Annotated in this window: 11 protein-coding genes; 4 read left to right on the top strand and 7 right to left on the bottom strand. The window is 72.4% G+C overall.

Annotation, left to right across the window (positions count from 1 at the left end; genetic code table 11):
• Nucleotides 1–138: 138 nt before the first annotated feature.
• The 6 genes from WME73_RS37735 to WME73_RS37710 form a co-directional block, all read right to left on the bottom strand.
• On the bottom strand, nucleotides 139–867 hold the full coding sequence (locus tag WME73_RS37735) for a ferritin-like domain-containing protein (RefSeq protein ID WP_437912712.1): 729 nt from the start codon (nucleotides 865–867) through the stop codon (nucleotides 139–141).
• On the bottom strand, nucleotides 864–2,174 hold the full coding sequence (gene tssC / locus WME73_RS37730) for a type VI secretion system contractile sheath large subunit (protein WP_437912711.1): 1,311 nt from the start codon (nucleotides 2,172–2,174) through the stop codon (nucleotides 864–866). The genes WME73_RS37735 and tssC overlap by 4 nt, the downstream gene beginning before the upstream one ends.
• Nucleotides 2,175–2,432: 258 nt before the next feature.
• Nucleotides 2,433–6,515, bottom strand: a complete 4,083-nt coding sequence (locus WME73_RS37725; RefSeq protein ID WP_437917485.1) for a kelch repeat-containing protein — start codon at nucleotides 6,513–6,515, stop codon at nucleotides 2,433–2,435.
• Nucleotides 6,516–6,593: 78 nt separating this feature from the next.
• Entirely contained in the window at nucleotides 6,594–7,079 is a 486-nt protein-coding gene (locus WME73_RS37720; RefSeq protein WP_437912710.1) for a hypothetical protein, read from the bottom strand.
• A 151-nt stretch (nucleotides 7,080–7,230) separates the two neighbouring features.
• The gene (locus tag WME73_RS37715; protein WP_437912709.1) at nucleotides 7,231–9,561 is read right to left on the bottom strand and encodes an alpha-amylase family glycosyl hydrolase; all 2,331 of its coding nucleotides are present in this window, start codon (nucleotides 9,559–9,561) and stop codon (nucleotides 7,231–7,233) included.
• 275 nt (nucleotides 9,562–9,836) lie between these two features.
• On the bottom strand, nucleotides 9,837–10,856 hold the full coding sequence (locus tag WME73_RS37710; RefSeq protein ID WP_437912708.1) for a glycoside hydrolase family 16 protein: 1,020 nt from the start codon (nucleotides 10,854–10,856) through the stop codon (nucleotides 9,837–9,839).
• Nucleotides 10,857–10,960: 104 nt separating this feature from the next.
• Here WME73_RS37710 and WME73_RS37705 point away from each other — a divergent pair, with 104 nt between their 5' ends.
• A complete protein-coding gene (locus tag WME73_RS37705; RefSeq protein ID WP_437741144.1) occupies nucleotides 10,961–11,749 on the top strand; it encodes a helix-turn-helix domain-containing protein in 789 nt (262 codons plus the stop codon).
• 335 nt (nucleotides 11,750–12,084) lie between these two features.
• Complete coding sequence (locus WME73_RS37700; protein ID WP_437912707.1) at nucleotides 12,085–17,235, top strand: AAA family ATPase; 5,151 nt, start codon at nucleotides 12,085–12,087, stop codon at nucleotides 17,233–17,235.
• 119 nt (nucleotides 17,236–17,354) lie between these two features.
• Here the strand turns inward: WME73_RS37700 and WME73_RS37695 are convergent, their stop codons facing one another.
• Nucleotides 17,355–18,449, bottom strand: coding sequence for a sigma 54-interacting transcriptional regulator (locus WME73_RS37695; RefSeq protein WP_437912706.1), 1,095 nt, complete (start codon nucleotides 18,447–18,449; stop codon nucleotides 17,355–17,357).
• Nucleotides 18,450–18,839: 390 nt separating this feature from the next.
• On the opposite strand from WME73_RS37695, the gene WME73_RS37690 reads away from it, so the two are divergent.
• Together WME73_RS37690 and WME73_RS37685 are read left to right on the top strand one after the other, a co-directional pair.
• Complete coding sequence (locus WME73_RS37690) at nucleotides 18,840–19,169, top strand: DUF2934 domain-containing protein (protein ID WP_437912705.1); 330 nt, start codon at nucleotides 18,840–18,842, stop codon at nucleotides 19,167–19,169.
• A 309-nt stretch (nucleotides 19,170–19,478) separates the two neighbouring features.
• A complete protein-coding gene (locus WME73_RS37685) occupies nucleotides 19,479–23,354 on the top strand; it encodes a protein kinase domain-containing protein (protein ID WP_437912704.1) in 3,876 nt (1,291 codons plus the stop codon).
• The last annotated feature ends 1 nt before the right edge of the window (nucleotide 23,355 follow it).

Here is a 23,355-nt window from a genome sequence, read left to right as displayed (position 1 = left end):
GTCTCACGCGGTCACGCCCGCAACAACAGCGCCGCGAGCGCGGTTCACACGAGCGATGTGCAGATCCCGATCCGGGGATGATAGACCCCGACTCGGCGCTTGCCGCTCCGCGTCTCACGACGAAGTCGATGTCTCAGCTCACGCCTCGAGATCGCCCGGTGCGAGCCTTGCTCCGAGCTGTCGCCCCGGGCCGCCCACGGCCCGCGCGAGCGCCTGCTCGCGCAGGTGCCGTCGCTCCTCGGGCAGGCGGGCGTGCAGGCGCGCCTGCACGCCCGCGAGCTCGCTCTCTGGGTACGAGCGCTCAATCAGCGCCACGAGGGAGCGCCCGGCGGCGGCGTGGCGCACCTCGTCGCGCAGCAACGACTCGAAGACCCGCCGGATCGACGGCTCCTCGGCCGCGCGAACGTGGGCGCGGAGCGTCCTCACCGACTCCTCCTCGACGAGCACGAGCTCGCGGGCGGCGATCTCGAGCGCCCTGGCCGCCGGAGGATCGTCGGTGCGGGGCATGCGCTGCCCCCCGAGGTCGAGGTGGAGCGACTCCCATCCCCCGAGCCATCCGACGACCTCCGCGCACAGGCGGCTGTGGCGGAGCTCGTCCCCGATGATCCGGTGGACGGCGGCGAGCGCCGGGTACGGCGCCTCGGCTTCGACGAGGGCAGCGAGCAGCTCGGTGTAGATCACCACCCCGCGGTACTCGCCCAGGACACGGTGGCTCCAGGCGAGCTGGGCGTGCTCGATGTCCTCCGCGGAGAAGCGCTCGAGATCAGGCCTCACGCCAAGCCCATCGTCGACGCCGATCGATGCTTGTGCGTTGAGATCGCGAGCGAAGCGGGCGAGGATCGGATCGTCCGTGTCGAGCGCGATCATCTCTTCTCGATCCGGCTGGAGACGCTCAGCGTGAAGAACGCGCCCATGTACTTGAAGTGAGGCCTGAGCTGCACCCCGAGCTTGTACCAATCGCCCTCGTGCTCGGTGTCCAGGACGAGCACTTTCACCTTGCGCAGCGGCCTCCGGGCGCGCGACGCCGCGGTCACCACCTCCCGGTCCGCGACGTACTGAGACACCCAGTCGTTCAGCTCTTTCTCGGCTTCTTGCGGCGTCTCGAAGGCGTGCTGGTAAGAGCGGTAGATGACCTTGAGATAATGAACGATGCGGGCGAGGACGAAGAGCCAGGGAAGCTGGGTCCCAAGCCTGTAATTCATCTCGGCGGCCCTGCCCTCGTCCGTGTCGCCGAAGGACCGCGGCGCTTGCAGGGAGTTCGCCGAGAAAAAGCATGCCTGCCCGGGAGCGACCGCGAGGAGCGGGATCAATCCGCGCTCCGCGATCTCGGCTTCCTGGGGAAAGGACAGCGCCACCTCGGTGGGTGTCTCGATCATGCCCTCTCCCTCGGGCCGCGGTAGCCCCTCGATCAGCCCGCCGCCGCCGGGACGGATGATGTTGGGACACCACCGGTAACGCGCGAAGCTGTCGGTGAGCCGGGTCGCGAAGGCGAAGCTCGCGTTGCCCCAGCAGTAGCTCTCGTGGTCTTCGGTGCTCTCCTCGTAGGCGAAGCTCGCCTCGGCGCGCTCGCCGCGACCGAACGGCGCGCGCAGCAGAAAACGCGGCAGGACCAGCCCGAGCGCGCGTGAGCACTCCTCCGCGCGCAGCTGCTGCAGCGCCTCGGAGTCCTGGGCTCGGTCCGCAGCCCCGAGCGCGTGGTAGCTCTCCACCCCGAGGAGGCGCGGCGAGGCCCCCGCCACGAAGGGCGCCTGGGCCAGGAGCGCCACCGTCGCGCATCGCTGGAGCAGGGCTGCGTCGTCCGGCTCCGGGCCGAACTCGAGGTTCGCGAGGATGGCGCCGTACGGCTCGTGCCCGCGCCCGATCGCGCGCGCATAGACGATGGCGTGGAGCCCGCTCTTGTCGGTCGCACCTGCGGATGCGAAGTCGTCCCGCAGGTCGTCCTTCGAGCAATTGAGCAGCTCGAGCCGGATGTTCTCGTCGAAGCTCGTCCTCTCGACCACGAACCAGAGCCCGCGCCAGGCCCGCTCGAGACGCTGAAAGAGCGGGTGGTGGAGGATCTCGTCCAGCTGCGCGCCGATGCGTCGATCGATGCCCGCGATCAGCTCGTCGAGCCGCTCTCGGATCAGCTGGACGAGCCGCTCGTCGTCGACCGGTAGGCGAAGTGTCGTGGTCATGGTGAACGAGTAGAGGCGCAGCCGTCGCGAGCCGCAAGAGCGTCCGGCTCCCGGGGAGGGCTGACGCCGGTGTCGGAGCGTACGGGTGTGTGGCCCAGAGGTCCCCGGGGGCTGCGCGTCGCGCGCTTATCGCCCGCGCTTCGAGTCCTGGACGAGGCCCAAGTTGGTCCCTGGCTGTGCGTGAGCGAGGCATGACCGAACCGCCCGGGAGCCTGTCGGAAGGGCACGACCAGCGAGAACTCGGCGAGCGGTGGTGGATCAGGCTGAGTCGCGGAACCCCCTGGAGCGCGCGGCGAGCAAGGCGGCGAGGAGGAGCCAGGGCAGGGACGAGCCGCCCGGGTCAGGGCCAGCGCCGCGCGCCAGGGCGCAGCCGTTGCCGTGCGCGCGCGGCGGGGCGCTCCGCTCCGGAGCAGGCGCCGGAGCCGCGCCACCGGCGTTGCCGCCGGACCCGCCGGAGCCAGTCGCGGCGGCATCGCCGCCCTGGCCGCCGCCGCCCTGGCCGCCGCCGCCCTGGCCGCCGCCGCCCTGGCCGCCGCCGCCGTCGCCCTCTCCGCCCTGGCCCTCGCCACCCGCGCCGCCTCCAGAGCCGCTGGCGGCCTCCGCGAGCAAGCAGCCCCCGGCGATGCACTCGCCGCCTGGACAGGGCGCGCCGTCGAGCTTGTAGCGCCTCTGGCAGGCGCCGGTGGCCGGCGCGCAGACGGCGCGCCTGCAGGTGGAGGCGTCGGGCTGCGGGCACACGAAGGGATCGCCGCCGACGCAGGCGCCGTTCTGGCAGGTATCGGTCTGCGTGCAGGCGTTGCCGTCGTCGCAGGGGCTGCCGTCGGGCTTGCGCGGGTTGTCGCAATCGCAGGCGTCGCCGACCCCATCGCCGTTGACGTCGGCCTGGTCGGGGTTCGCGACGAGGGGGCAGTTGTCCACCGTGTCGCCGTCGTCGTCGGCGTCGTCGTCCTCGTCGCAGGCGTCGCCGAGGAGATCGCCCGCCGACAGGCCACCATCGGTGTTGGCCTGAAGCGTGTTCGGGACCGCAGGGCAGTTGTCCTCGCTGTCGGCGATGCCGTCCTCGTCGGCGTCGAGCTCGCAGGCTCCAGCCCTGCACTGCCCGCTGAGGCACTCCTTCGGGAGCGAGCACGCGGCGCCGACGGGCTTCTTCGGCAGGCAGTCGCCGCCGGTCGCCGCGCAGTAGGCCGAGTCGGCGCACTGGGTGTCGAAGGTGCAGCCCGTGAGACAGGCGCCCGCGACGCAGCGGTACTCGGCGCAAGATCGCGTGTCGCCCTCGGTACAGACCCCGAGGCCGTCACAGAGGGGGGCCTCGACGAGCTCGGAGGCGTCCTTGCACGAGGCCGCGCCGCAGGGGGCGCCCTGCGCCCGCAGCTGGCAGCCGCCGCGGCCGTCGCAGAGGCCGGTGGTGCCGCAGGAGGAGGCAGGCTCCGCGGCGCAGTCGTCGTCCGGATCGGCGCCGGCCTGGATGGGGCCGCATGCGCCGTCGGGGCCGGCGCCCTTCTTCGCGGCGGAGCACGCCATGCACGCGCCCGCGCAAGGGACGTCGCAGCAGACGCCGTCGACGCAGGAGGCGCCGGCGCAGTCCGCATCGGTCTCGCAAGGATCGCCGGGGAGGGCAGGGATGAAGAGCTCGCCGTCGGCGAGGATGCCGCCGGGCCCGTCGCCGCCGGTGACCAGGACCTTGCCATCGCTCAGCAGCGTCGCCGCATGGTAGGATCGCTGGACGTACATCGTCTCTGCCGGAGCCCAGCTGTCGGTGGCCTGGTCGTACACCTCCGCGGTCGCGCTACCCTCATAGCCGTAAGCGCCGGCAATGCCCGCCGCGATGAGAACCCGCCCGTCCAGGAGCGACGTGGCTGTGTGGTTCTGGCGCGCGGCGCTCATGGGAGCCCGTGCCGTCCAGCGATCGGTCGCCGGATCATACGCCTCCGCGGCCGCGAGGTTGGCGTTGTCGGCCCCGTAACCGCCTACGACGAGGACCTGGCCGTCATCAAGCAGCGTGGCCGTGTGGCTCTGGCGCGCGGCGTTCATCGGCGCTGTCGCCGACCAGGTGCCCGTGTCGGCGTCGAAGATCTCCGCGCTCGAGAGGTTGGTATAGTCGGCCCCATAACCGCCCGCGACGAGGACCCGCCCGTCCCTCAGCGACGTCGCCGTGTGACCCTGGCGCGCGGTGCTCATCGGCGCTGTCGCCGACCAGGCGTCCGTGTCGGGGTCGAAGATCTCCGCGCTCGAGAGGTTGGTATAATCGGCCCCATAACCGCCCGCGACGAGGACCCGCCCGTCCCTCAGCGACGTCGCCGTGTGAAGCTGGCGCGCCGTGATCATCGGCTTTACCGCTTTCCAGCCGCGCGTGTCGGGGTCGAAGATCTCCGCGCCCGAGAGGCTGACATAGTCGATCCCTTGGCCGCCCGCGACGAGGACCCGCCCATCGTTCAGCCGCGTCGCCGTGTGCGCGCTGCGCGAGCCGCTCATCGCCTCCGCCGCGGTCCAGGTTCCCTCCGCCGGGTCGAAGATCTCCGCGCCCGAGAGGCTGACATGGGCGGTTCCGTAGCCCCCCGCGATGAGGACCCGCCCGTCGCTCAGCAACGTCGCCGTGTGGTCGTAGCGCGCGTCGAGCATCGGTGCTGCTTCCGACCACGGGCTTGCGCCCGCCAGGTCGTAGATCTCTGCGCTCGCCTCGAAGTCCTGGTTGCCGCCCGTCACGAGCACGCCGCCGCCCGGGAGCAGCGTCGCGGTATGAGCGCTGCGGCCCGCGGCCATCGCCGGCACGTTCGACCACGAGCCTGCCGCCGGATCGTAGATCTCCGCGCCCGCCAGGGACCCGGACTCGGACGACGCGGACCCGCCCGTGACGAGGACCCATCCGCCGTCCAGCAGCGTCGCCGTGTGGCGAGTGCGCCCGACGCTCATCGGCGCCGTGAGCGCCCAGCCGTCGCTCGCCGGGTCGTAGATCTCCGCGCTCGCGAACTCTTCCTCCTCCTCCTCGCCCTCGCCGTACCGGTCGCTCGTCGAGCGGCCCGTGACGAGGACGCGTCCGTCGTTCAGACGCGTCGCCGCGTGCTCGTGGCGCGCGTTGCGCATCGGCGCCGCGGCGGTCCAGGTGTTCTCGGCCGGGTCGTAGATCTCCGCGCTGTTCAGCGCGCCCTGCAGCTCGAGTCCGCCTGTGACGAGGACCCGCCCGTCGCCGAGCGGCGTCGCCGTGTGCTGGTAACGACGAACGCTCATCGGCGCCGCGGCGGTCCAGAGGTTCTCGGTCGGGTCATAGATCTCCGCGCTGTCCAGCGCGAGCTCACCGTCGAGGCCGCCCGTGACGAGGACCCGCCCGTCGCCGAGCGGCGTCGCCGTGTGCCCTTCGCGCGGAGCACGCATCGGTCGCGTCGGCGTCCAGCGGTCCTCCGCCGGGTCGTACAGCTCTGCGCTCGTCAACAAGCCCTCGCTGCCCCGGCCACCCACGACCAACACCTGCCCGCTGGCCAGCCGCAGGGCGGCGTGCTGGCCGCGCGCCTCGCTCATCGGCTGCGCCGGCGCCCAGCTGTCGTCCGCCGGGTCGTACAGCTCCGCGCTCGCGAGATAGCCTTCGCCGCCATAGCCACCCGCGACCAGGACCCGCCCGTCGTCGCCGCCCAGCAGCGTGGCCGTGTGCCCGGCGTCGCGCCTCGTGGCCATCGCCCCGACGGCGCGCCACAGCGGATCCACGAGCAGGAGCTCCCCCGACGCCTCGACAAGCAGCGCGATCTCCGCCCCGCGCGCCTCGAGGCGCGCCGCGATCGGCCGCCCGCCTTCCGCGAACGCTCGCGGCGCGGTGACGCGCAGCCGCGGCGTCCCCGCCGCGTCCACCACCTCGACGGCCTCGCCGCGCTGCCGCAGCGCCGCGCCGTCCACCTCCCAGACGGCCGCGGGCTCGCCCGCCGGCACGGCGCCCGGCGCCACGGTGAGCCATTCCTCGATGCCCCCGGCGACCGCCCGCCAGAACGACGCGCCGCCCGCGCGGCCGTAGATCACCGCGCCGTCGAACACCGCCCCCGGGCCGGACGCGCCGGCCTCCCGCACCCGCACCTCGAAGCCGCCAGCGCCCGAGAGCCGCATCCAGCTGCCGCCGTCGCGCGGCAGCTCGGCCTGGAGCCGCGGCCCGCGCCCCGCCAGGCCAGGCGCGCCCAGCGCGAAGCCGCCGCCGGTCGCCACAGGCGCGCCGGGAGCACCGCTGCCCAGCACCTCGGCGGCCTGCGCCGGGAACCGGCGCTGTACGAGCGCCGCCGCTGCCGCGCCGTCGTGCCCCGCCGCGCACCCGAGCGCGCCCATCCACCCCACAACGGCCAGCACCAGGACGGCCATGACCAGCACGCGAAGACCCGACCCAGCTCGCATGCTGGCGAATGTCTCACGCGGTCAAGTCCGCAACAACAGCGCCGCGAGCGCGGCTCACACGAGCGATGTGCAGATCCCGATCCGGGGATGATAGACCCCGACTCGGCGCTTGCCGCCCCGCGTCTCGGGCGTCACGAGGACCACCACGCTCCTGTCGAGCGGCGCGTTCGCGCGAATCCGCACGTGCTGGCCGGCGACGACGACGTGCCAGATGTTCACCGTCCCGTACCTCGTCACGACGGCCCCCTCGTAGATGTGCGCCGCCGACGGCGCGCCGCGGAGCGCCAGGCGGCAGGCGGTGTAGCTACCCAGCACCTGATACAGGAGCACGAACGGCATGACGCCGAACGAGACCGTGAGGAGCATCGCGACGAAATCGATGTGCCGGTAGAAGGCGCCGACCCCGAGCAGCCCCGCCCAGAAGAGCAGCGAGTACCCCACGCCGGCCAGCTGATGCCGGACATGCCGCAAGGTCGCCCAGGGGCGCGGGGGCGGCGCGCGGAGCTCCTCGGGCAACTGGCTCGCGTTGGGTGGCTGCATGTCGTACCGCTCCGACATACCCGGGGCGGCTGCGGAGCTCAATCGGACAGCGCGCGAGTTGCCGCGTCCTTCCGCGCTCCTCCAGCCGCTTCGCCGCCTCCGCTGGGCCTGCGCTCGCCGCCGGAGCCCGCTCCCGCCGGCCTGCCAGCGATCACGGCGCGAAGATCACCGCCGCGCCCGGCGGGACGCTCATCGAGAGCACGCCGGTCGCGGAGACGACCTCGCTCGCGCCGCCGAGCGCATCCCTGAGCTCGGTGCCGGGCGGGAGGCCGAGCGCCTGGGCGACCTCGACCGAGATGCGCTGCTCGGTCCCCGCGCGCGTCAGCGCCACCACGGCGGACTCCCCCCGGCCGTGCCGGCGGCCGAAGACCAGCGTGTCCTCCGTGGCGGTGAGGTTCACGTAGGCGCCGCGGCGGAGCGCGGGGATGTCCCGGCGCGCGGTCCCGAGCGCGCGCACGAAATCGAGCGTCTCCAGCTCGTCCGCCGTGAGATCCTCCTCCGGACGCCACACGCCGCGGTTGTTCGGGTCGGCGCCGCCCCACGCGCCGTACTCGTCGCCGTAATAGAGCAGCGGCGCGCCCGGGAGGCCCAGGAGCCACGCCATCGCGAGGCGCGCCCGCGCGTACACCTCGGGCGACTCGGGCGCTCCCGCGGTGTCCGACCACTGGCGGCCCGGGACCTCCCGGCCGCGAGGCCCCGCCTCGTCGCGGTAGTCGGCGAGCGTCGCGAACCGGGCCGTGTCGTGGCTGCCGATGTACGGCGTCATGATCGCGCCCTCCGGCCACCGCCGCTGCCCGTGCTCGACCCAGTACGCGGCGTGCAGCATGCCCTCCTCGCCCCAGCCGAACGTCCGGTAAGAGACCCCGTGATAGAGGACGAAATCGAGCTGGCCGTCGAGCCCCTGAGGGCCGATGTACCTCGCGATCGTCCCGTAGTTCTCGTCGTTGCACGGGTCGGCGCAGTCGCTCCAGCCCATCGCGGTCTCGCCCATCAGGAAATAACGTGTGCCGGCCGGCTCGAACGCCTCCCGGACCTCCGCGGCGAGGTTGCGCGTCGCGATCTCCTCCACGTGCTTCACGGCGTCCACACGGAGCCCGTCGAGATCGAACGCGTCCAGCCAGTGGATCGCGTCCGCCACGAACGCGGCGTTGGCCTCGGGCACCGTGTGGTCCACGTCGGGGAGGTAGCTCGCGAACATGCAATCGAGCGCGTGCGACGTCCAGTCGCACCCGTCCGTCCCGCAGACACACCCCGTCCTGAACCAATCCGGGTGAGACGAGACGTACTCGTGATCTTCGTGGACGTGGTTCACCACGAAGTCCTGGAGGACGCGGATCCCGTGGCGGTGCGCCTCGGCCACCACCGCGCGGAGCGCCCCGGCGCCGCCGAGCCGCGGATCCACCTCGCGCGCCTTGATGGGCCAGTAACCGTGATATCCGGTGACCTGGTGGACTCCATCGCTCGCCAGGTAGGCGCCGGCAGGGTTCTCCTGGAACGGCGTGAGCCAGATGGCCCGCACGCCCAGCGCGTCGAGCGTGCCGTCCTCGATCGCCTGCCGCAGCCCCTCGAGATCCCCGCCGGCCCAGTCGCCCCGCGGATCGGCGCCCGGCGTGGCGGGCGGGTTCAAGGCCGGATCGCCGTCGCGGTAACGATCGGTGACGACCATGTAGATGAGCGCGTCCTCCCAGGAGAACGGCTCGGCCTCGACCCAGAACACCAGCCGGAGCGGCTCACCGGCGCGGCCGCTCCGGGTCGCCCCGCGGAGGGTGACGCGGTATTTGCCGTCGCCGAGGCCTCCCAGCTGGATCCGCACGTCGCCGCGCGCGTCGACCGAGAGCTCCTGATCCGTGAGCGGGCGCGCCTCGCCGTCCTGGCCCTGTAGAACCGCCTCGAACGAGGCCGCCTCCGGGCCCGCGCCCTCGATGCCGTCCCGGTAGACGAGCCGGGCCTGGAAGGCGCCCTGTCCGGCGGCAGGCCGCGTCGCCTGGCTGGACGCGACCGAGAACGACGGGAGGCGGCAGTCAGGGACCTTGACGGCCGAGTTCTCGACCCCGTCGACGTACTTGCGGCGCCCCTCCGCCGGGTCGAGCACCCACGAGACCTCGCCGCCGGACCGATAGGCGATCTTGTAGCCGTGAAGCCCCGGCGGCAGGTCGACGGTGGCCACGAGCCGGCCCTGCGTACCGCCCTGCAGCTGCGGGGCGGCGCCGAGATCAAAGCCGTTCCACTCGCCAGGGACGCGCACATCCGTGGCCCCGGGAGGCGCATTGAACGTGAACGAGGTCGGACAGAGCACGTTCCCGTACTGCGCGCCGCCGCCAGCCCCGCCAGCGCCTGCGGCCTCGCCGCCTGCGCCGCCTATTCCAGCCGCCTCGCCGCCAGCAGCACTGGCGCCTGCCGTCCCGGCGCCGCTCGTGCCCTTCCCCTGGCCCGCGTCGAGCTCGCGATCGCCTCCGCACGCGAGCGGGACGGCAGGGAGCATGATGGCGGAGACAGCGGCGATAATGACGGCAGAACGGCGGCGCGACATGGCCTCGAGCAGTATCCGATCCCGAGAGGCATGTCAGCGCGCGCGTCGCCCTGAACCACCGCAGCCGCTGCGGAGAACAGCGATGCTCCGCCCATGCTGTCGCGTCGCTAACAGGCGCGCGCAGGTTCCGTCGGGGCTCCGCCCCGCACCCAGGCGTTCGCTTCGCGCTTTGTCGGGCCGAACCGCGTGAGCTCACGCGCTCGGAGCGGCCTGGTCTCGCGACCCGATCAAGGCGTGTACCGATAGAGCTCGATCCAATCGTACGTCGCGCTCGCCTTGCCCGTCTCGGCGGTCACGGCCCCGGCCCAGGACGCGCTCGACGACGCCCAGATCGTCATGAGCACGTTCTGCGGCAGCACCATGAGGTCGATGCGCTCCGTCCACTCGTGTCGGAGCACGTCGTCGACTGAAAAGCGGGCGCCGGACGGCGTCCATTCGATCTGGTACGTGTGAAAGTCCTCGCTCGGATCGAAGCCGAGGTCCACCTTCTGCGGATGCTGAGTCGGACTGACGGATTGCGTCACCGGGGGCCGTACCGGAGCGCCAGTGTACACCATGGCGTTGAACTGCACGTCATTCGGCTCGGCCCCTAGGCACTCGATGTCGAGCTCGTTCCAGTTGTCCGCTGGCCAGGGGGTGTAGATCGTGACCAGGGACGAGATGACCGCCGAGCCTCGGGCCAGCTTGACGCGAGCGCGCACGCGCCCGTACGTGAGCGAGTCGACGGAGCGAACCTCGGCACCCAGGAAGGTCTTGGCGGCTCCGGAGCTGTCGGCGGTGCCCTGGGGGGCCGGCGTGAGCCGGAGCACCAGCTGGCCACGTTCGATGGTAGCGGCGGATTGCGAGAACAGCGCCAGATTCTCGGTCCAGGAATGTGTCATCAGCTGCCAGCGAGCTGCGTCCAGCTGATCGAAATCGTCGCGGAAGAGCAGCGTGAAGGCCTCTTCGGCCGGGGGAGGGCCGCCCGCAGAGCCGCCGTTACCCGTGGCGCCTGCCGCTGCTGTGCCACCCGCCGTTCCGCCTGCGCCGCCTGCGCCGGCTCCGGCGCTGGAGGCGCCACCCGCAGCCCCAGTCCCCGCCATGGAGCTGCCCGTTTCGGCGCTGGAACCACCACCAGCACCCGCGCCGGTGCCGTCCCCGCCAGCCCCGGTCGCCGAGCCCGGGCGCTGGCTGGAGTCGTCACAGGCCAGCGCGGTGAATGCGGAGAACAGAAGCGAAGCGACCGTGCAGCGCGTCGAAGACATCATGGGCTCCACTTGGCGCACCGGGCGCAAGAGCGCTTCGCATTTTTTGCTTTCTGTCCGCGTCCCCGCTGCCGCACACTGACCTGGCCTTGAGCGCTCGGCCCGCGTTGTTCCAGCCCTTTCCGATGCTCGCCGGCCGGCGCGCCCAGGTCTTCCGTCACCAGCCGCAGTACCGTCGGCCCCGGCATTTCCACGAGGAGCCGGAGATCAACCTCGTCGCCCGCGGCACGGGCATCATGGGCATAGGGAAGCGCGTGGTGCCGCTCGTGGCGGGCACGCTGCTCTATTTCGCGCCTGGGCAAGATCACGCGCTCCTCGAGGAGAGCAGCGATTTCGTTCTGTACGTCGCGGCGCTCCGCCCCGAGCTGGGGGCTCGCGTCGCCGGGGCCGCGTCGAAGGTCGCGCTCGACGCTGTGCAGCTCACGCCGGCCGTGCTTGCCGAGGAACTCGCGCTCCTCGGCGCGCTCGACCGAGCGCGCGACATCTCGGTCGTGGAGCATCGCCTCGCGGAGCTCTTCGAGCGGTCGCTGTCGAACGTGCCGCTCCCCCACGTGGTAAGCCGCCGCATCTTCGAGCTCTTGCGGCTCGATCCGAATCTCCCCGGGGCGGCCCTCGCGGCGCGCCTGCACACGGGCGAGAGCGGGATCAGCCGGCGTTTTCGCAAGGACGTGGGCGTGAACGTCGTCGAGTACCGCGCGCGGCTCAAGCTGATGCAGTTCGTCGCCGAGGTGGATCGCGGCGCGAGCTTCGCGCGCGCGGCGTACGCCGTCGGTTTCGGGAGTTATGCGCAATGCCACCGCGTCTTCACGCGCGCCCTCGGCTGCGCGCCCCAGGACTATTTCGGCGGCCAGCGCGCGGTGCTGACCGAAATGACCGTGCCGATGCGCGGAGGGTAACCGTGATTGAACTCCGGTGAACTGGCGGACTCCGTCGCTCGCCAGGTAGGCGCCGGCAGGGTTCTCCTGGAACGGCGTGAGCCGGACGGCCCGCACGCCCAGGGCGTCGAGCGCGCCGTCCTCGATCGCCTGAGGCGCGTTGAACGTAGCGGCTCTCGGCCGAGGCAGCCTGGCGACGGCGCCTCGGGCCCGCGCGTGGCCGAGCCCGCCGGCTGACGCGAATCCGCGCCGGATCGTCCCCAACGCTGGCCATGATGCGGGGGCGGGGAATGGTATACCTTCTCGGGGAAGGGGCTCCTGCTGCCACTGCCGAGGCTGCCTCGCCCATCGCCTGCATGACGAGCCCGTCCCCTCCCTTTCCGTACACGATCTGCGAGACCATTCACGAGGGCCGCGGCACCGCCGTGTACCGCGCTGTTCGAAACGCCGACGGCCATCCGGTGGTCCTCAAGGTGCTCGACCCGAGGAGCTGCCGGCCGCAGGACCTCGCCCGGCTCAAGAGGGAGTACGAGACGGGCAAGATGCTCGACGTGGCAGCCGTCGTCAGGCCCCTCGCCCTCGAGATGTACGATGGGGCGCTCGCCCTCGTCATGGAAGACTCGGGCGCTGAGCCGCTCGATCGACTGCTCGGCGCGCCGATGGCGATCGGCAGGTTCCTCGAGCTCGCCGCCCGCATCGCGGATGCCGTCTCCGACATCCATCAGCGAGGCGTCGTTCACAGAGACCTCAAGCCCGCAAATATCCTGGTCATTCCCGCCACGGGCGAGGTGAAGATCGCCGATCTCGCGCTCGCCTCACGGCTCTCCCGCGAACAGCACGCCCTGGAGCCAGCGCGCCTCATCGAGGGGTCCCTCCCTTACATGTCGCCCGAGCAGACAGGGCGGATGAACCGTGGGGTCGACAGCCGCAGCGATCTGTACTCCCTGGGGGTCACGTTCTACCAGATGCTCACGGGGAAGCTCCCCTTCGACGCCCGCGACCCGCTCGAATGGATCCATTGTCACGTCGCCCGCGCGTTCGCGGCGCCGTCTAAGGTGGTCCCCGACGTGCCGGAGGTGGCCGAGCGCATCGTGATCAAGCTGCTCGCGAAGATGCCCGAGGAGCGCTACCAGACGGCCCGCGGCCTTGGCCATGATCTGAAACGGTGCTTCGACTCATGGCGCTGCGACGGCAACGTCGCGCCGTTCCCGCTGGGCGAGCAGGACGCGTCGGGCCGCCTGCGCATCCCGCAGAAGCTCTATGGGCGCGACGAGGCGATCGCGGTGCTGCTGCGCGCCTTCGAGCGCGTTGTCGACACCGGATCTCCACAGCTCGTGCTCCTCTCGGGCTACTCCGGCATCGGCAAGTCGACGCTGGTCCACGAGCTGGACAGGGCCGTCGCGGGCGAGCGGGGGTTCTCCGCCTCGGGAAAATTCGATCAGCACAAGCGCGAGATCCCTTATTCCACCATCGTGCAGGCCGTTCAGGAGATCGTGCTCGAGCTCCTCGCCGACAGCGAGAGGATCGCGGCCTGGAAGCAGCGGTTGCTCGAGGTCCTCACGGTCAACGCGCAGCTCATCGTGGACTTGATCCCGCAGCTCGAGCTGGTCATCGGCCCGCAGCCGCCGGCTCCCGAGCTGCCGCCGGTCGAGGCGCAGAACCGGTTCCGCACCGTCTTCCGGCACTTCATCGGCGTGTTCGCCCGGAAGGAGCACCCCCTCGTCCTCTTCCTCGACGATCTCCAGTGGGCCGACTCGGCGAGCCTCGCGCTCTTGCAGGATCTGGTGACGCACCTCGACATGGGCCATCTCCTCGTCATCGGCGCGTACCGCGACAACGAGGTGACCCCCTCGCACCCGCTCATGACGGCGCTGGACGGCATGAGGAGGGAGGGCGCGCGCGTCCGGGAGTTCGTGCTCGGCCCGCTCTCCCGCGAGCACCTGTCCATGCTCGTCAGCGATATGCTTCAGTGCCGCCCCGAGGACGCCGCGCCGCTCTCGGCCTTGGTCCACGAGAAGACGGCCGGCAACCCCTTCTTTGCGATCCAGTTTCTCCTCGCCCTCCACGAAGAGCAGCTGATCGAGCTCGACCCGCACGCGGGCGCCTTCCGGTGGGACATGGCGAAGATCCGCGCCAAGGGCTTCACCGACAACGTGGTCGATCTGATGGTCGACAAGCTCGCGCGGCTCCCCGCTGGCACCCAGGAGGCGCTGAAGCAGCTCGCCTGCCTCGGGAGCGCCGCGGAGGTCGGCATCTTGACGATAGCGTGCGACCGCTCGGAGGAGGCGCTGCACGCGGAGGTCTGGCAGGCCATCCTCGCGGGGCTCGTCCTCTGCCACGAAGGCACCTACAAGTTCCTCCACGACCGCGTCCAGGAGGCGGCCTATTCGCTCATCCCGGAGGCCCGGCGGGCCGCTGTGCACCTCGAGATCGGCCGGCGCCTCGTGTCTCGTCTGCCCGGCGGGGCGGTCGAGGAGCGGGCTTTCGACGTCGCGACCCAGCTCAATCACGGCGCCCACCTCATCACCGATCCACGCGAGAGGGAGGCGCTCTGCCGGCTCAACCTCCTGGCAGGGATCAAGGCGAAGGCCTCGGTCGCCTACGCCTCCGCGCGCAGCTACCTGGCGCAGGCGACGTCCCTCTTGCCGCAGGACGCCTGGAGCGCGCGGTACGAGGACACGTTCAGGCTCCACCTGGAGCTCGCCGAATGCGAGTCCATCGCCGGCAATTTCCAGCCGGCCGACGAGCTGTTCGATCTGATCCTCCAGAACGCCCGCTCCAGGCCCGACCGGGCCAGGGCCCACCGGCTGCGCATGCGGCTCTACCAGATCGCTGGACGGCACCGCGACGCCATGACGGTCATGATCGAAGGCCTGCGGCTCTACGGGGCGACGCTCCCGGAGGCCGACGAGGAGATCCACGCCGCCGTGGAGGCCGAGATCCGGCAGGTCCCGATCTCCCTGCGCGGGCGCCGCATCGCCGATCTCGTCGACGCGCCCGTGGCGACCGACGAAGACGTGCGGGCGTTCATCAGCCTGGTCGCCGAGTCGGCCCCACTCGTGTTCTCCGTGCGACCGGCGCTCTGGCCGCTGCTCACCGCCAAGGGGGTGAACGCGTCCCTGCAGCACGGACACGCCGAGGAGTCCTCGTTCGTTTATAGCTGTTACGCCGCGGTCATGGTGTCCATCCTCGGCGACGTCCCCTGCGCGTTCGAGTTCTCCGAGATGGCGCTCAGGCTGAACGAGAAATTCAAGAGCGTCACGGCCATGCTGAAGGGGAGGCTGCTCTTCCACCACGCGGGCGTCATCAGCATCTGGCACAGGCACTACGCGACGAGCATCCCGCTCATGGACAAGGCATTCCTCGATTGCCTCGACGTCGGAGACTTCATCTTCGCCGGCTACTTGACGTACAACATGGTGTGGGTCGTCTTCGAGAACGGCGATCCGCTCGACCGCGTCATCGAGGTCGCGCGGAAATACACCGCCTTCGCCCGGCAGACCCACAACGACGTGGTGTACCACGTGGTCCGGCTCGAAGAGCAGCTCGCGGCGAGCCTGAAGGGAGCGACGCGGGGGCCCACGAGCTTCGACGGCGGCGACTTCGACGAGGCGAGCTCCCTCGCGATCCTCCAGAAGGCGGGCTTCGGCCTTGGAATCGCGATGGTTCATATCATGAAGCAGATCGCCGCGTTCACGCACGAGCGTCACGCCGAAGCGCTGGAGTCCGCGGCCACCGCCGCGCTGATGCAGGGGCAGGCGGCGTCTCTGGCCATGGAAGCGACGCACCACTTCTACCACGCGCTCACGGTGACGGCCCTCCACGCCGAGGCGCCGGCCGAGCAGCGGCAGCGGTTCGCTCAGGCGCTCGAGAGCGCGCTCCAGAAGCTGAGGCGCTGGGCCGAAGGCTGCCCCGAGAACTTCCGGAGCCGCTACGCCCTGGTGTCCGCCGAGGTCGCCCGCATCGAGGGCCGGGACCTCGACGCGATGCGCCTCTATGAAGAGGCCATCCGCGCGGCGCGCGAGAGCGGCTTCGTCCACATCGAGGCGCTCGCCTACGAGCTCGCGTCTCGGTTCTATCGAGCGCGAGGGTTCGAGCGCTTCTCCGATACGTACCTGCGCGAGGCCCGCTCGTGCTACGTGCGCTGGGGGGCCGACGGCAAGGTGAAGCAGCTCGAGCAGCGCCATTCGCAGCTCCTCGAGCGGCGGCCGATCGAGCCGACCGCCACCTTCGCGGCCCGCACGGAGCTGCTCGACGTGCTCGCGGTCGTCAAGGCGTCGCAGACGATCTCGGGCGAGATCCTCTTCGAGAAGCTCCTGCGAACCCTGCTCGAGTTCGTCCTCGAGCAGGGAGGTGCCCAGAAGGGCTGCCTCATCCTGGTGCGGGACGGCGGCCTGACGATCGAGGCGGAGGCCGCGATCGAGGAGCGACAGGGGACCGTGACCAGGGTTCTCCAGTCGTTGCCGGTGTCGTCCTCTCCGCTCCTCCCTGCCTCGCTCCTCCACTACGTGCGGCTCACCAAGGAGCGCGTGCTCCTCGATGACGCCGCCGCGAAGGCGGGCAGGTTCTCGGGGGACGAGTACATCGTCCGGCACAATCCGAGGTCGGTCCTCTGCGTTCCCATCTTGCGGCAGGCCGAGGTGCTCGGCCTGCTGTACCTCGAGAACAACGTCACCACGCACGCGTTCACGCCCGAGCGGCTCCTCGCCCTCGAGCTGCTCGCCACGCAAGCGGCCATCTCCCTCGAGAACGCGCTCTTGCTCGCCAGGGAGCGCGAGGCGCGGGCGGCGGCGGAGGCCGCGGAGCGGCGCACGGCGTTCCTCGCCCACGAGCTGAAGACGCCGCTGACAGGCCTCCATCTGAAGCTCGACGCGCTCGCGCGATCGATCAAGCAGCGAGAGACGGTCTCCTCGTCCTGGCTCTCGTCGTCCCTCACGTCGTTCAAGCGCCAGCTCGGCCGGCTCAACCTGCTGATCGACAGCCTGCTCGACCTCTCGCGCGTCCAGAAGGGGCGGCTCGCCCTGACGCGTGAGCCGGTGGACCTGGCGGCCCTCGTGCGGGACGTCGTCGGGCGGCTGAGCGAGCAGGCCGAGCTGGCTGGATGTGCGCTCCACGTGCAGGCGGAGCGCGCCGTCGTGGGCCAGTGGGATCGGCTGCGGCTCGAGCAGGTCGCGACGAACCTGCTCACGAACGCCATGAAGTACGGCGCCGGAAAGCCGGTGCGGATCGTCACCGACGGGGACGGGGCCGTCGCTCGCCTCTCGGTCTCCGATCAGGGCATCGGGATCTCCGAGGCCGACCAGCGGCGCGTGTTCGAGGCGTTCGAGCGCGCGACGGCGCTTCATCAAGCGCAGAGCCTCGGGCTCGGGCTGTACCTCGTTCGGGAGATCGTAAGAGCGCATGGAGGGCGCGTGGATCTGCGCAGTCGGCTGGGCTCAGGGACCATGTTCCTCGTCGAGCTGCCCGTCGAGCCGGAGGGAGAGCTCGGCCTCGCGCAGCCGTCCTGAGGAGAGGGGCGCGCGGGCCGCCTGGTGCCGACTGGGCCTCTCGAGTCGCGAGGGCACGCCAGCTCGCGTCGTGTGAGCGTTCACCAGGTCGCTCCAGGCGGGATCCCTGACGCGCGGCCCTAGCGATCGCTCAGCGGCTCCTTGTCGCGCGCGTCCGCGGCGAGGTACTGGCGCAGGTGCCGGCGGAGGGAGACCCGCGTGATCCCGAGCGCGCTCGCCGTGCGGGTCACGTTGCCGTTCTGGGCCGCGTAGACCGCGAGGATGTGGCGGCGCACGGCCTCCCCGAGCGACGCGCTGCCGCGCGCGGGCGGCGATGGCCGCAGCGCGCCCGGCGGACCCGAGCGCGGCGGCGCCGGCGGACGCTTGGCCGCGCCGATCTCCGGCGGCAGGTGCTCCAGATCGAGCGGCGCGCCGTGGGCCCGGAGGAACGCGCGCTCGACGACGCCCCGGAGCTCGCGGACGTTCCCCGGCCAGGGGTACGCCTCGAGCTGCGCGAGCGCGCGCGGGGTGACCCCGGCGCTCGCGAGCCCCGTCGCGCCGCTCTGGCGCTGGAGGAAGTGCTCGACCAGCCCGCGCACGTCGCCGTCGCGCTCGCGCAGCGGGGGGAGCGAGAGCGCGAGCCCGCCGACGCGCCGGTGGAGCGCCTCGTGGAACGACCGCCCGAGGACGCGCGCGGCGAGATCCTGGCTCGTCGCGGCGATGATCCGCACGTCCGCGACCAGCGCCTCCCCGCTGCCGATCCGGCAGAGCGGCTCCCCGTCGAGCACGGCCAGGAGCCGCGGCTGGAGCTCGAGCGGGAGCGCGCCGATCTCGTCGAGGAACAGCGTGCCCCCCCGCGCCAGCTCGAGCAGCCCGGGGCGCGCCGCGGGCCGCCCGTCCGCCCCGGCCGCCAGGCCGAAGAGCTCCTCCCGGAGGCGCTCGGCCGGCAGCCGCGCCGCGCTCACCGCAACGAAGGGGCCGCCCGCGCGCGGGCTCGCCGCGTGAAGGCGCCGCGCGCAGAGCTCCTTGCCCGTGCCAGGCTCGCCCGTGATGAGCAGCGGCGCGCGCTCGTGCTCCGCCAGCCGGCGCAGCTGCTCCATCGCGCCCGCCCAGCGCTCCGAGGCGCCGATGAGCCGCACCTCGCTGTCGTCCTCGACCCAGACGACGCGCGTCATCCCGCCGCCGGACGAGCAGAGGTGTTCCGTGCGCCGGGAAGGGGCCGCGCTTTCTTCCACATCGCATCTCCTCGATTCATGGGCAGACGGCGAGCGACGCGCCTGCCGTTTTTCTGGATTACCGAGCTGTCCTCGGCGCAGGCGGCGACCAGGGATGGGCCGCCGTGAGCGAGAACTGGAACGACGGTGGGAACGACAGATGGACGTTAGACGGACGACGGCGGATGAACGTCGGTCACGAGGTGGCGACGAACAACGAGGGATGGTGGCTGACACATGCCGGGTGATCTCACCCGGTCAGCGACATCGACTCTACCGCGAATCACGGTCTCTTGGAAGGGAGATCCCGACCGGCGGCGGGGGGGCGCCGAGAAACTACGTGCTCAAAATTTGTGCGTACGCGCGGACCTGGGTTAGTCGACCCGTGTACCCGAAAGGAGAGACGACGAGATGAGCTCGAAGCGCAAGACCCCGGCCCGCACGAAGACCACCCGGGCCACGAGCCCGGTCGCCTCGGCGCAGCCCGAGAGCGCGGTCTCTGCCCCCGCCGCCGTCGAGATGCCCTCTGCGGCCGTGGAGCGCGCCGCCGAGCGCGCGAGCGCCGGTGCCCCGAAGGCCGCGCCTCCGCGCCCGCGGCCGTCGCGCGAGGAGCGCCACGGCCTGATCGCCAAGGTGGCCTATGGATATGCCGAGAGGGCCGGCTTCCGGAACAACCCCGTTGAAGACTGGCTGAACGCCGAGCGCGAGGTCGACGCGCGGCTCGAGCGCCTCGCCAGCTGAGGTCTCCGCCGCGGCGGCGCAGGCGGCGCTAGGCCGCGCGTACGCCCATGCGCGCCCGACAGGCGCGCTGGCGTGGACGTGAGCGGCCCCGTCGACCGGCGAGGGCGGGCCGCGGTCGCGCTCCCGCCGCTCCCGCCGCTCCCGCCGCTCCCGCCGGCCCGGCGGCTGCGCCCGCGGGCCTTCGAGGCTCGTCGCCGCGCCGCGAGATGAGTATCCTCGCGCTCCGCGTGGGCGGTGGGCCCACGGTTCGCGGTCCACGCGCGCCCCGGCCGCCTGGACCGCGGAGGTCTGCACACCGATACTTGCGCCATGCATTCAGGTCACGTCCTCGCCAACCGCTTCCAGCTGGAACGCCTCGCGGGCTCCGGCGGGATGGGCGCGGTGTGGCGGGCGCTCGACCGGCAGAGCGGCCACGTGGTCGCGCTCAAGGTGATCTTCAACCAGGGCAGGGAGCACGTCGTGCGCTTCCAGCGGGAGGCGCGCCTGCTCGCCGAGCTCGAGCACCCCGTCGTCGCCCGCTACATCGACCACGGCGTCACGGCGGACGGCCTCTACTACCTCGCCATGGAGTGGCTCGAGGGCGAGGACCTCGGCGCGCGGCTGTCGCGCGGGCCGCTCGGGATCGAGCACAGCCTGATGCTCGTCGGCCGCGTCGCCGAGGCGCTCGCCGCCGTCCACGCGCGCGGCATCGTGCACCGCGACCTCAAGCCGACCAACGTGTTCCTGCCCGGCGGCGACATCGGGAGCGCGAAGCTCATCGACTTCGGCATCGCGCGCCAGGCCGACGCGACGTACGAGCTCACCCTCACCGGATCGGCGATCGGCACGCCGGCCTACATGGCGCCGGAGCGCGTCCGCGGCGACGTCGACGTCGACGCGCGCGCCGACCTCTACTCGATCGGGTGCCTGCTGTTCGAGTGCCTCACCGGGCGGGCGCCGTTCGTCGCCCAGCACCCGCTGTCCGTCCTCGCCAAGGTGCTCTTCGAGGCCGCGCCGCGCCCGAGCACCTTCTGCCCGAACATCCCGCCGTCGCTCGACCTGCTCGTGGCCCGGCTGCTCGCGAAGAACCCCGCGGAGCGCCCCGCGGACGCGGGCGAGGTCGCCGCCGAGCTCCGGATGCTGAGCGTCGTGGAGGGCAACATGTCCACGGGCAACGGCCTGCCGACGCCCGCGCTGACGAAGAGCGAGCGCCGGCTCGTCAGCGTCGTGCTCGCCGCCGAGATGAGCGCCGGCAGGCGCGGCCCCCCGTCGGCCCGCCCGCAGGCGATCGCGGGCCCCGAGCGGGCGAGCGACACGATGCTGTCGGGGCACCACGCGACCGTCGTCTCCGGCAGCAAGGACGCGCTGCCCGAGGGCCTGCTCGCGCCGGCGCCGCAGGTCAGGCCCCGGCCCGCCCCGCCGCCGACCACGCCGTTCCACGAGGTCCGGCAGGCCGCGCAGGCGCACGGCGCGGTCCTGGAGGTGCTCGCCGACGGCTCGGTCGCCGCGGTCGTCGCCGGCGCGGGCTCGCCGACGGACCTCGCCGGCAAGGCCGCCCGCTGCGCGCTCTCGATCCACGCGCTCCTGCCCGGGGCGTGGGTGGCGCTGGCGACGGGCTGGGACGTCATCGCCGGGACGCAGGCGGTGGGGCAGGTCATCGACCGCGCGGGCGCGCTGCTCGACGCGCGGGTCCGCCACGCCGCCGAGGATCCGTCCTCGGGCCGGCCGGTGCTCATCGATCAGATGACGGCCGCGCTGCTCGGCGATCGCTTCGAGATCGCGGCGGGCAGCCAGGGCCCCACGCTGCTCGGCGCGCGCGAGCCGCAGGACGGCGGGCGCAAGGTGCTCGGGAAGCTCACGACCTGCGTGGGGCGCGAGCGGGAGCTCCGGGCGCTGGAGGACGTGCTCGACGAGTGCGCGGCCGAGGGGGTGGCGCGCGTGGTGCTGGTCACGGCGGGGGCGGGCGTCGGCAAGTCGCGCCTCGCGCACGAGCTGCTCCGGCGGGTCGAGGCGCGCAGCGAGCCGGTCACGGTGTGGCGCGCGCACGGCGATCCGATGTGCGGCGGGGCGCCGCTCGGGCTGCTCGCGCAGACGGTGCGGCGCGCGGCGGGCCTGCTCGACGACGAGCCCGTCGAGGCGCGGCGGGAGAAGCTGGCGGCGCGCGTCGCGCGGCACGTCGGCGAGGCCGCGCGGGAGCGGGTGACGGAGCTGCTGGGCGAGCTGGTCGGGACGCCGTTCCCGGAGAGCCCGGCGCTGCGCGCGGCGCGGCAGGACCGCGCGGTGATGGAGGAGCAGGCGCGGCGCGCGTGGCTCGATTTCCTGCGGGCCGAGTGCGACGCGCGGCCGGTGCTGATCGTGCTGGACGACCTGCACTTCTGCGATCGCGCGACGGTGGACACGCTGGACGCGGCGCTCCGGTTCCTGCGGCACCAGCCGCTCATGGTGCTGGCGCTGGCGCGCCCCGGGGTGCGCGAGGCGTTCCCGGGCCTGTGGGAGGATCGCGAGGCGACGGAGATGCGGCTCGGGGAGCTGTCGCGCCGCGCGTGCGAGCGGATCGTGCGGGAGGTCCTCGGCGACGCGCCGCCGGAGGCCGAGCTCGCGGCGCTCGTCGACCGGTCGGCGGGGAACGCGTTCTTCCTCGAGGAGCTCGTGCGCGCGACGGCGGACAGGCGGGCGGGGGAGGTGCCGGAGACGGTGCTCGCGATGATGCAGTCGCGGATCGCGGCGCTCGAGCCCGAGGCGCGCCGGGTGCTCCGGGCCGGGGCGGTGATGGGCGAGGTGTTCTGGCGGGGCGGTCTGGAGGCGATGCTCGGCGGGGGCGGGCAGGTGCCGCAGCTCGAGTCGTGGCTCTTGACGCTCGAGAAGCGGGAGCTCCTCGAGCCGCGGCCGGAGTCGATGTTCCGCGGGGAGCCGGAGTTCGCGTTCCGCCACGCGCTCGTGCGGGACGCGGCCTACGAGATGCTGACGGACGCGGATCGGGCGCTCGGCCACTGGCTCGCGGCCGAGTGGCTGGAGCGCGTGGGCGGGGACGATCCGGCGGTGCTCGCGCTTGTCGACTGCCACCTCGGCCGCGCCGTGGACGGGGCGCTCTCGCTCGGGAACGCGGACGGCGCGGCGGGGCACCTGGCGCGCGCGGCGGGGGTCCGGGTGCGCCGCGGCGAGTTCGACGCGGCGATCGCGGCGATGACGCGGGCGTTCGAGCTCTCGGACGTCGCGCGGCGCGATCCCGACGAGCTCGCCCGGTGGGTGGCGATCCTCTCGAAGGCGGTCGGCCACGCGCGCCGCGCGCCGTCGCTGCCGGCGGCGTCGGACCGCATCCTCGCGCGCGTCGATGCGGTCGGCTCGCTGGAGCTCCGGGTGAAGCTGCGCATCGAGCTCGCGCGCGCGCTCGGGGCGACCAACCTGTTCCGGCTGTCGCACGACCTGCTCGACGACGTTGTCGAGATGGCGGTAGGGCGCCGCGAGCTCCTGCAGGAGGCGCTGACGGTCGACGTGGAGGTCTCGTGCCTTCAGGGGCAGTTCGCGCGCGCGCGGCGGGCCGCGCTCGACCTCGCCGCGCTCGGGCCGACGGACGATCCGCGGGCGCTCCAGTCGGTCGCGCTGGCGCGGGCGACCTCGGGGGATCGGCCCGGGGCGCTGGAGGCGCTGTCGCGCTGGGAGGCGGCCGCCCCGGGCGATCGGGTCGCGGAGGCGGTGCGGGCGAAGCTGGTCGTGACGATCGAGCTCTACGCGGGGGATTTCCGGGCCGCGGCGGCGGCGTGCGAGCGCGCGATCGCGCTGGACCGGGCGCTAGGGCTGCGGTTTGACGGAGTTGTGAACCTTCACAACCTGGCGTACGCGTGCGTGCGGCTGGGCGAGCACGAGCGGGCGCGGTCGCTCTTCGCGGAGTCGCTGGAGCGGGCGGACGAGGCGGGGTACGACCGGGTGGCCGCCTCGAACCGGATGTACCTCGCGTACCTGGACGGGGTGGCTGGGGCGGGGGACGCGCGGGAGCGGCTGCAGGCGCTCATCGCGCGGGCGGAGGAGCAGGGCTACTGGCACGACGTGCTGCACGGCCGCTGGGCGGCGGCCATGCTGCTGAAGAACGCGCGCAATGACGCGCTGGCGCGGCGGGAGTTCGAAGACCTCTTGGAGCTGTCGGTGCGGCTCGGGGATCCGCTGCTGGAGAAGGACGCGCGCGCCTGGCTCGACCGCGTGGAGCGGTGAG

Origin of the sequence: Sorangium sp. So ce302 (genome assembly GCF_051530145.1) — a bacterium.
Classification (GTDB): domain Bacteria; phylum Myxococcota_A; class Polyangia; order Polyangiales; family Polyangiaceae; genus Sorangium; species Sorangium cellulosum_B.
The sequence above is the reverse complement of the archived record's forward strand: the minus strand, read 5'-3'. Positions and strand labels throughout refer to the sequence as shown.

Excerpts from the sequence above, each read along its gene's own strand:
- WME73_RS37735 (WP_437912712.1), bottom strand. The coding sequence starts at position 867 with ATGATCGCGCTCGACACGGACGATCCGATCCTCGCCCGCTTCGCTCGC.
- tssC (WP_437912711.1), bottom strand. The coding sequence starts at position 2,174 with ATGACCACGACACTTCGCCTACCGGTCGACGACGAGCGGCTCGTCCAG.
- WME73_RS37720 (WP_437912710.1), bottom strand. The coding sequence starts at position 7,079 with ATGCAGCCACCCAACGCGAGCCAGTTGCCCGAGGAGCTCCGCGCGCCG.
- WME73_RS37715 (WP_437912709.1), bottom strand. The coding sequence starts at position 9,561 with ATGCTCCCTGCCGTCCCGCTCGCGTGCGGAGGCGATCGCGAGCTCGAC.
- WME73_RS37710 (WP_437912708.1), bottom strand. The coding sequence starts at position 10,856 with ATGATGTCTTCGACGCGCTGCACGGTCGCTTCGCTTCTGTTCTCCGCA.
- WME73_RS37700 (WP_437912707.1), top strand. The coding sequence starts at position 12,085 with ATGACGAGCCCGTCCCCTCCCTTTCCGTACACGATCTGCGAGACCATT.
- WME73_RS37690 (WP_437912705.1), top strand. The coding sequence starts at position 18,840 with ATGAGCTCGAAGCGCAAGACCCCGGCCCGCACGAAGACCACCCGGGCC.
- WME73_RS37685 (WP_437912704.1), top strand. The coding sequence starts at position 19,479 with ATGCATTCAGGTCACGTCCTCGCCAACCGCTTCCAGCTGGAACGCCTC.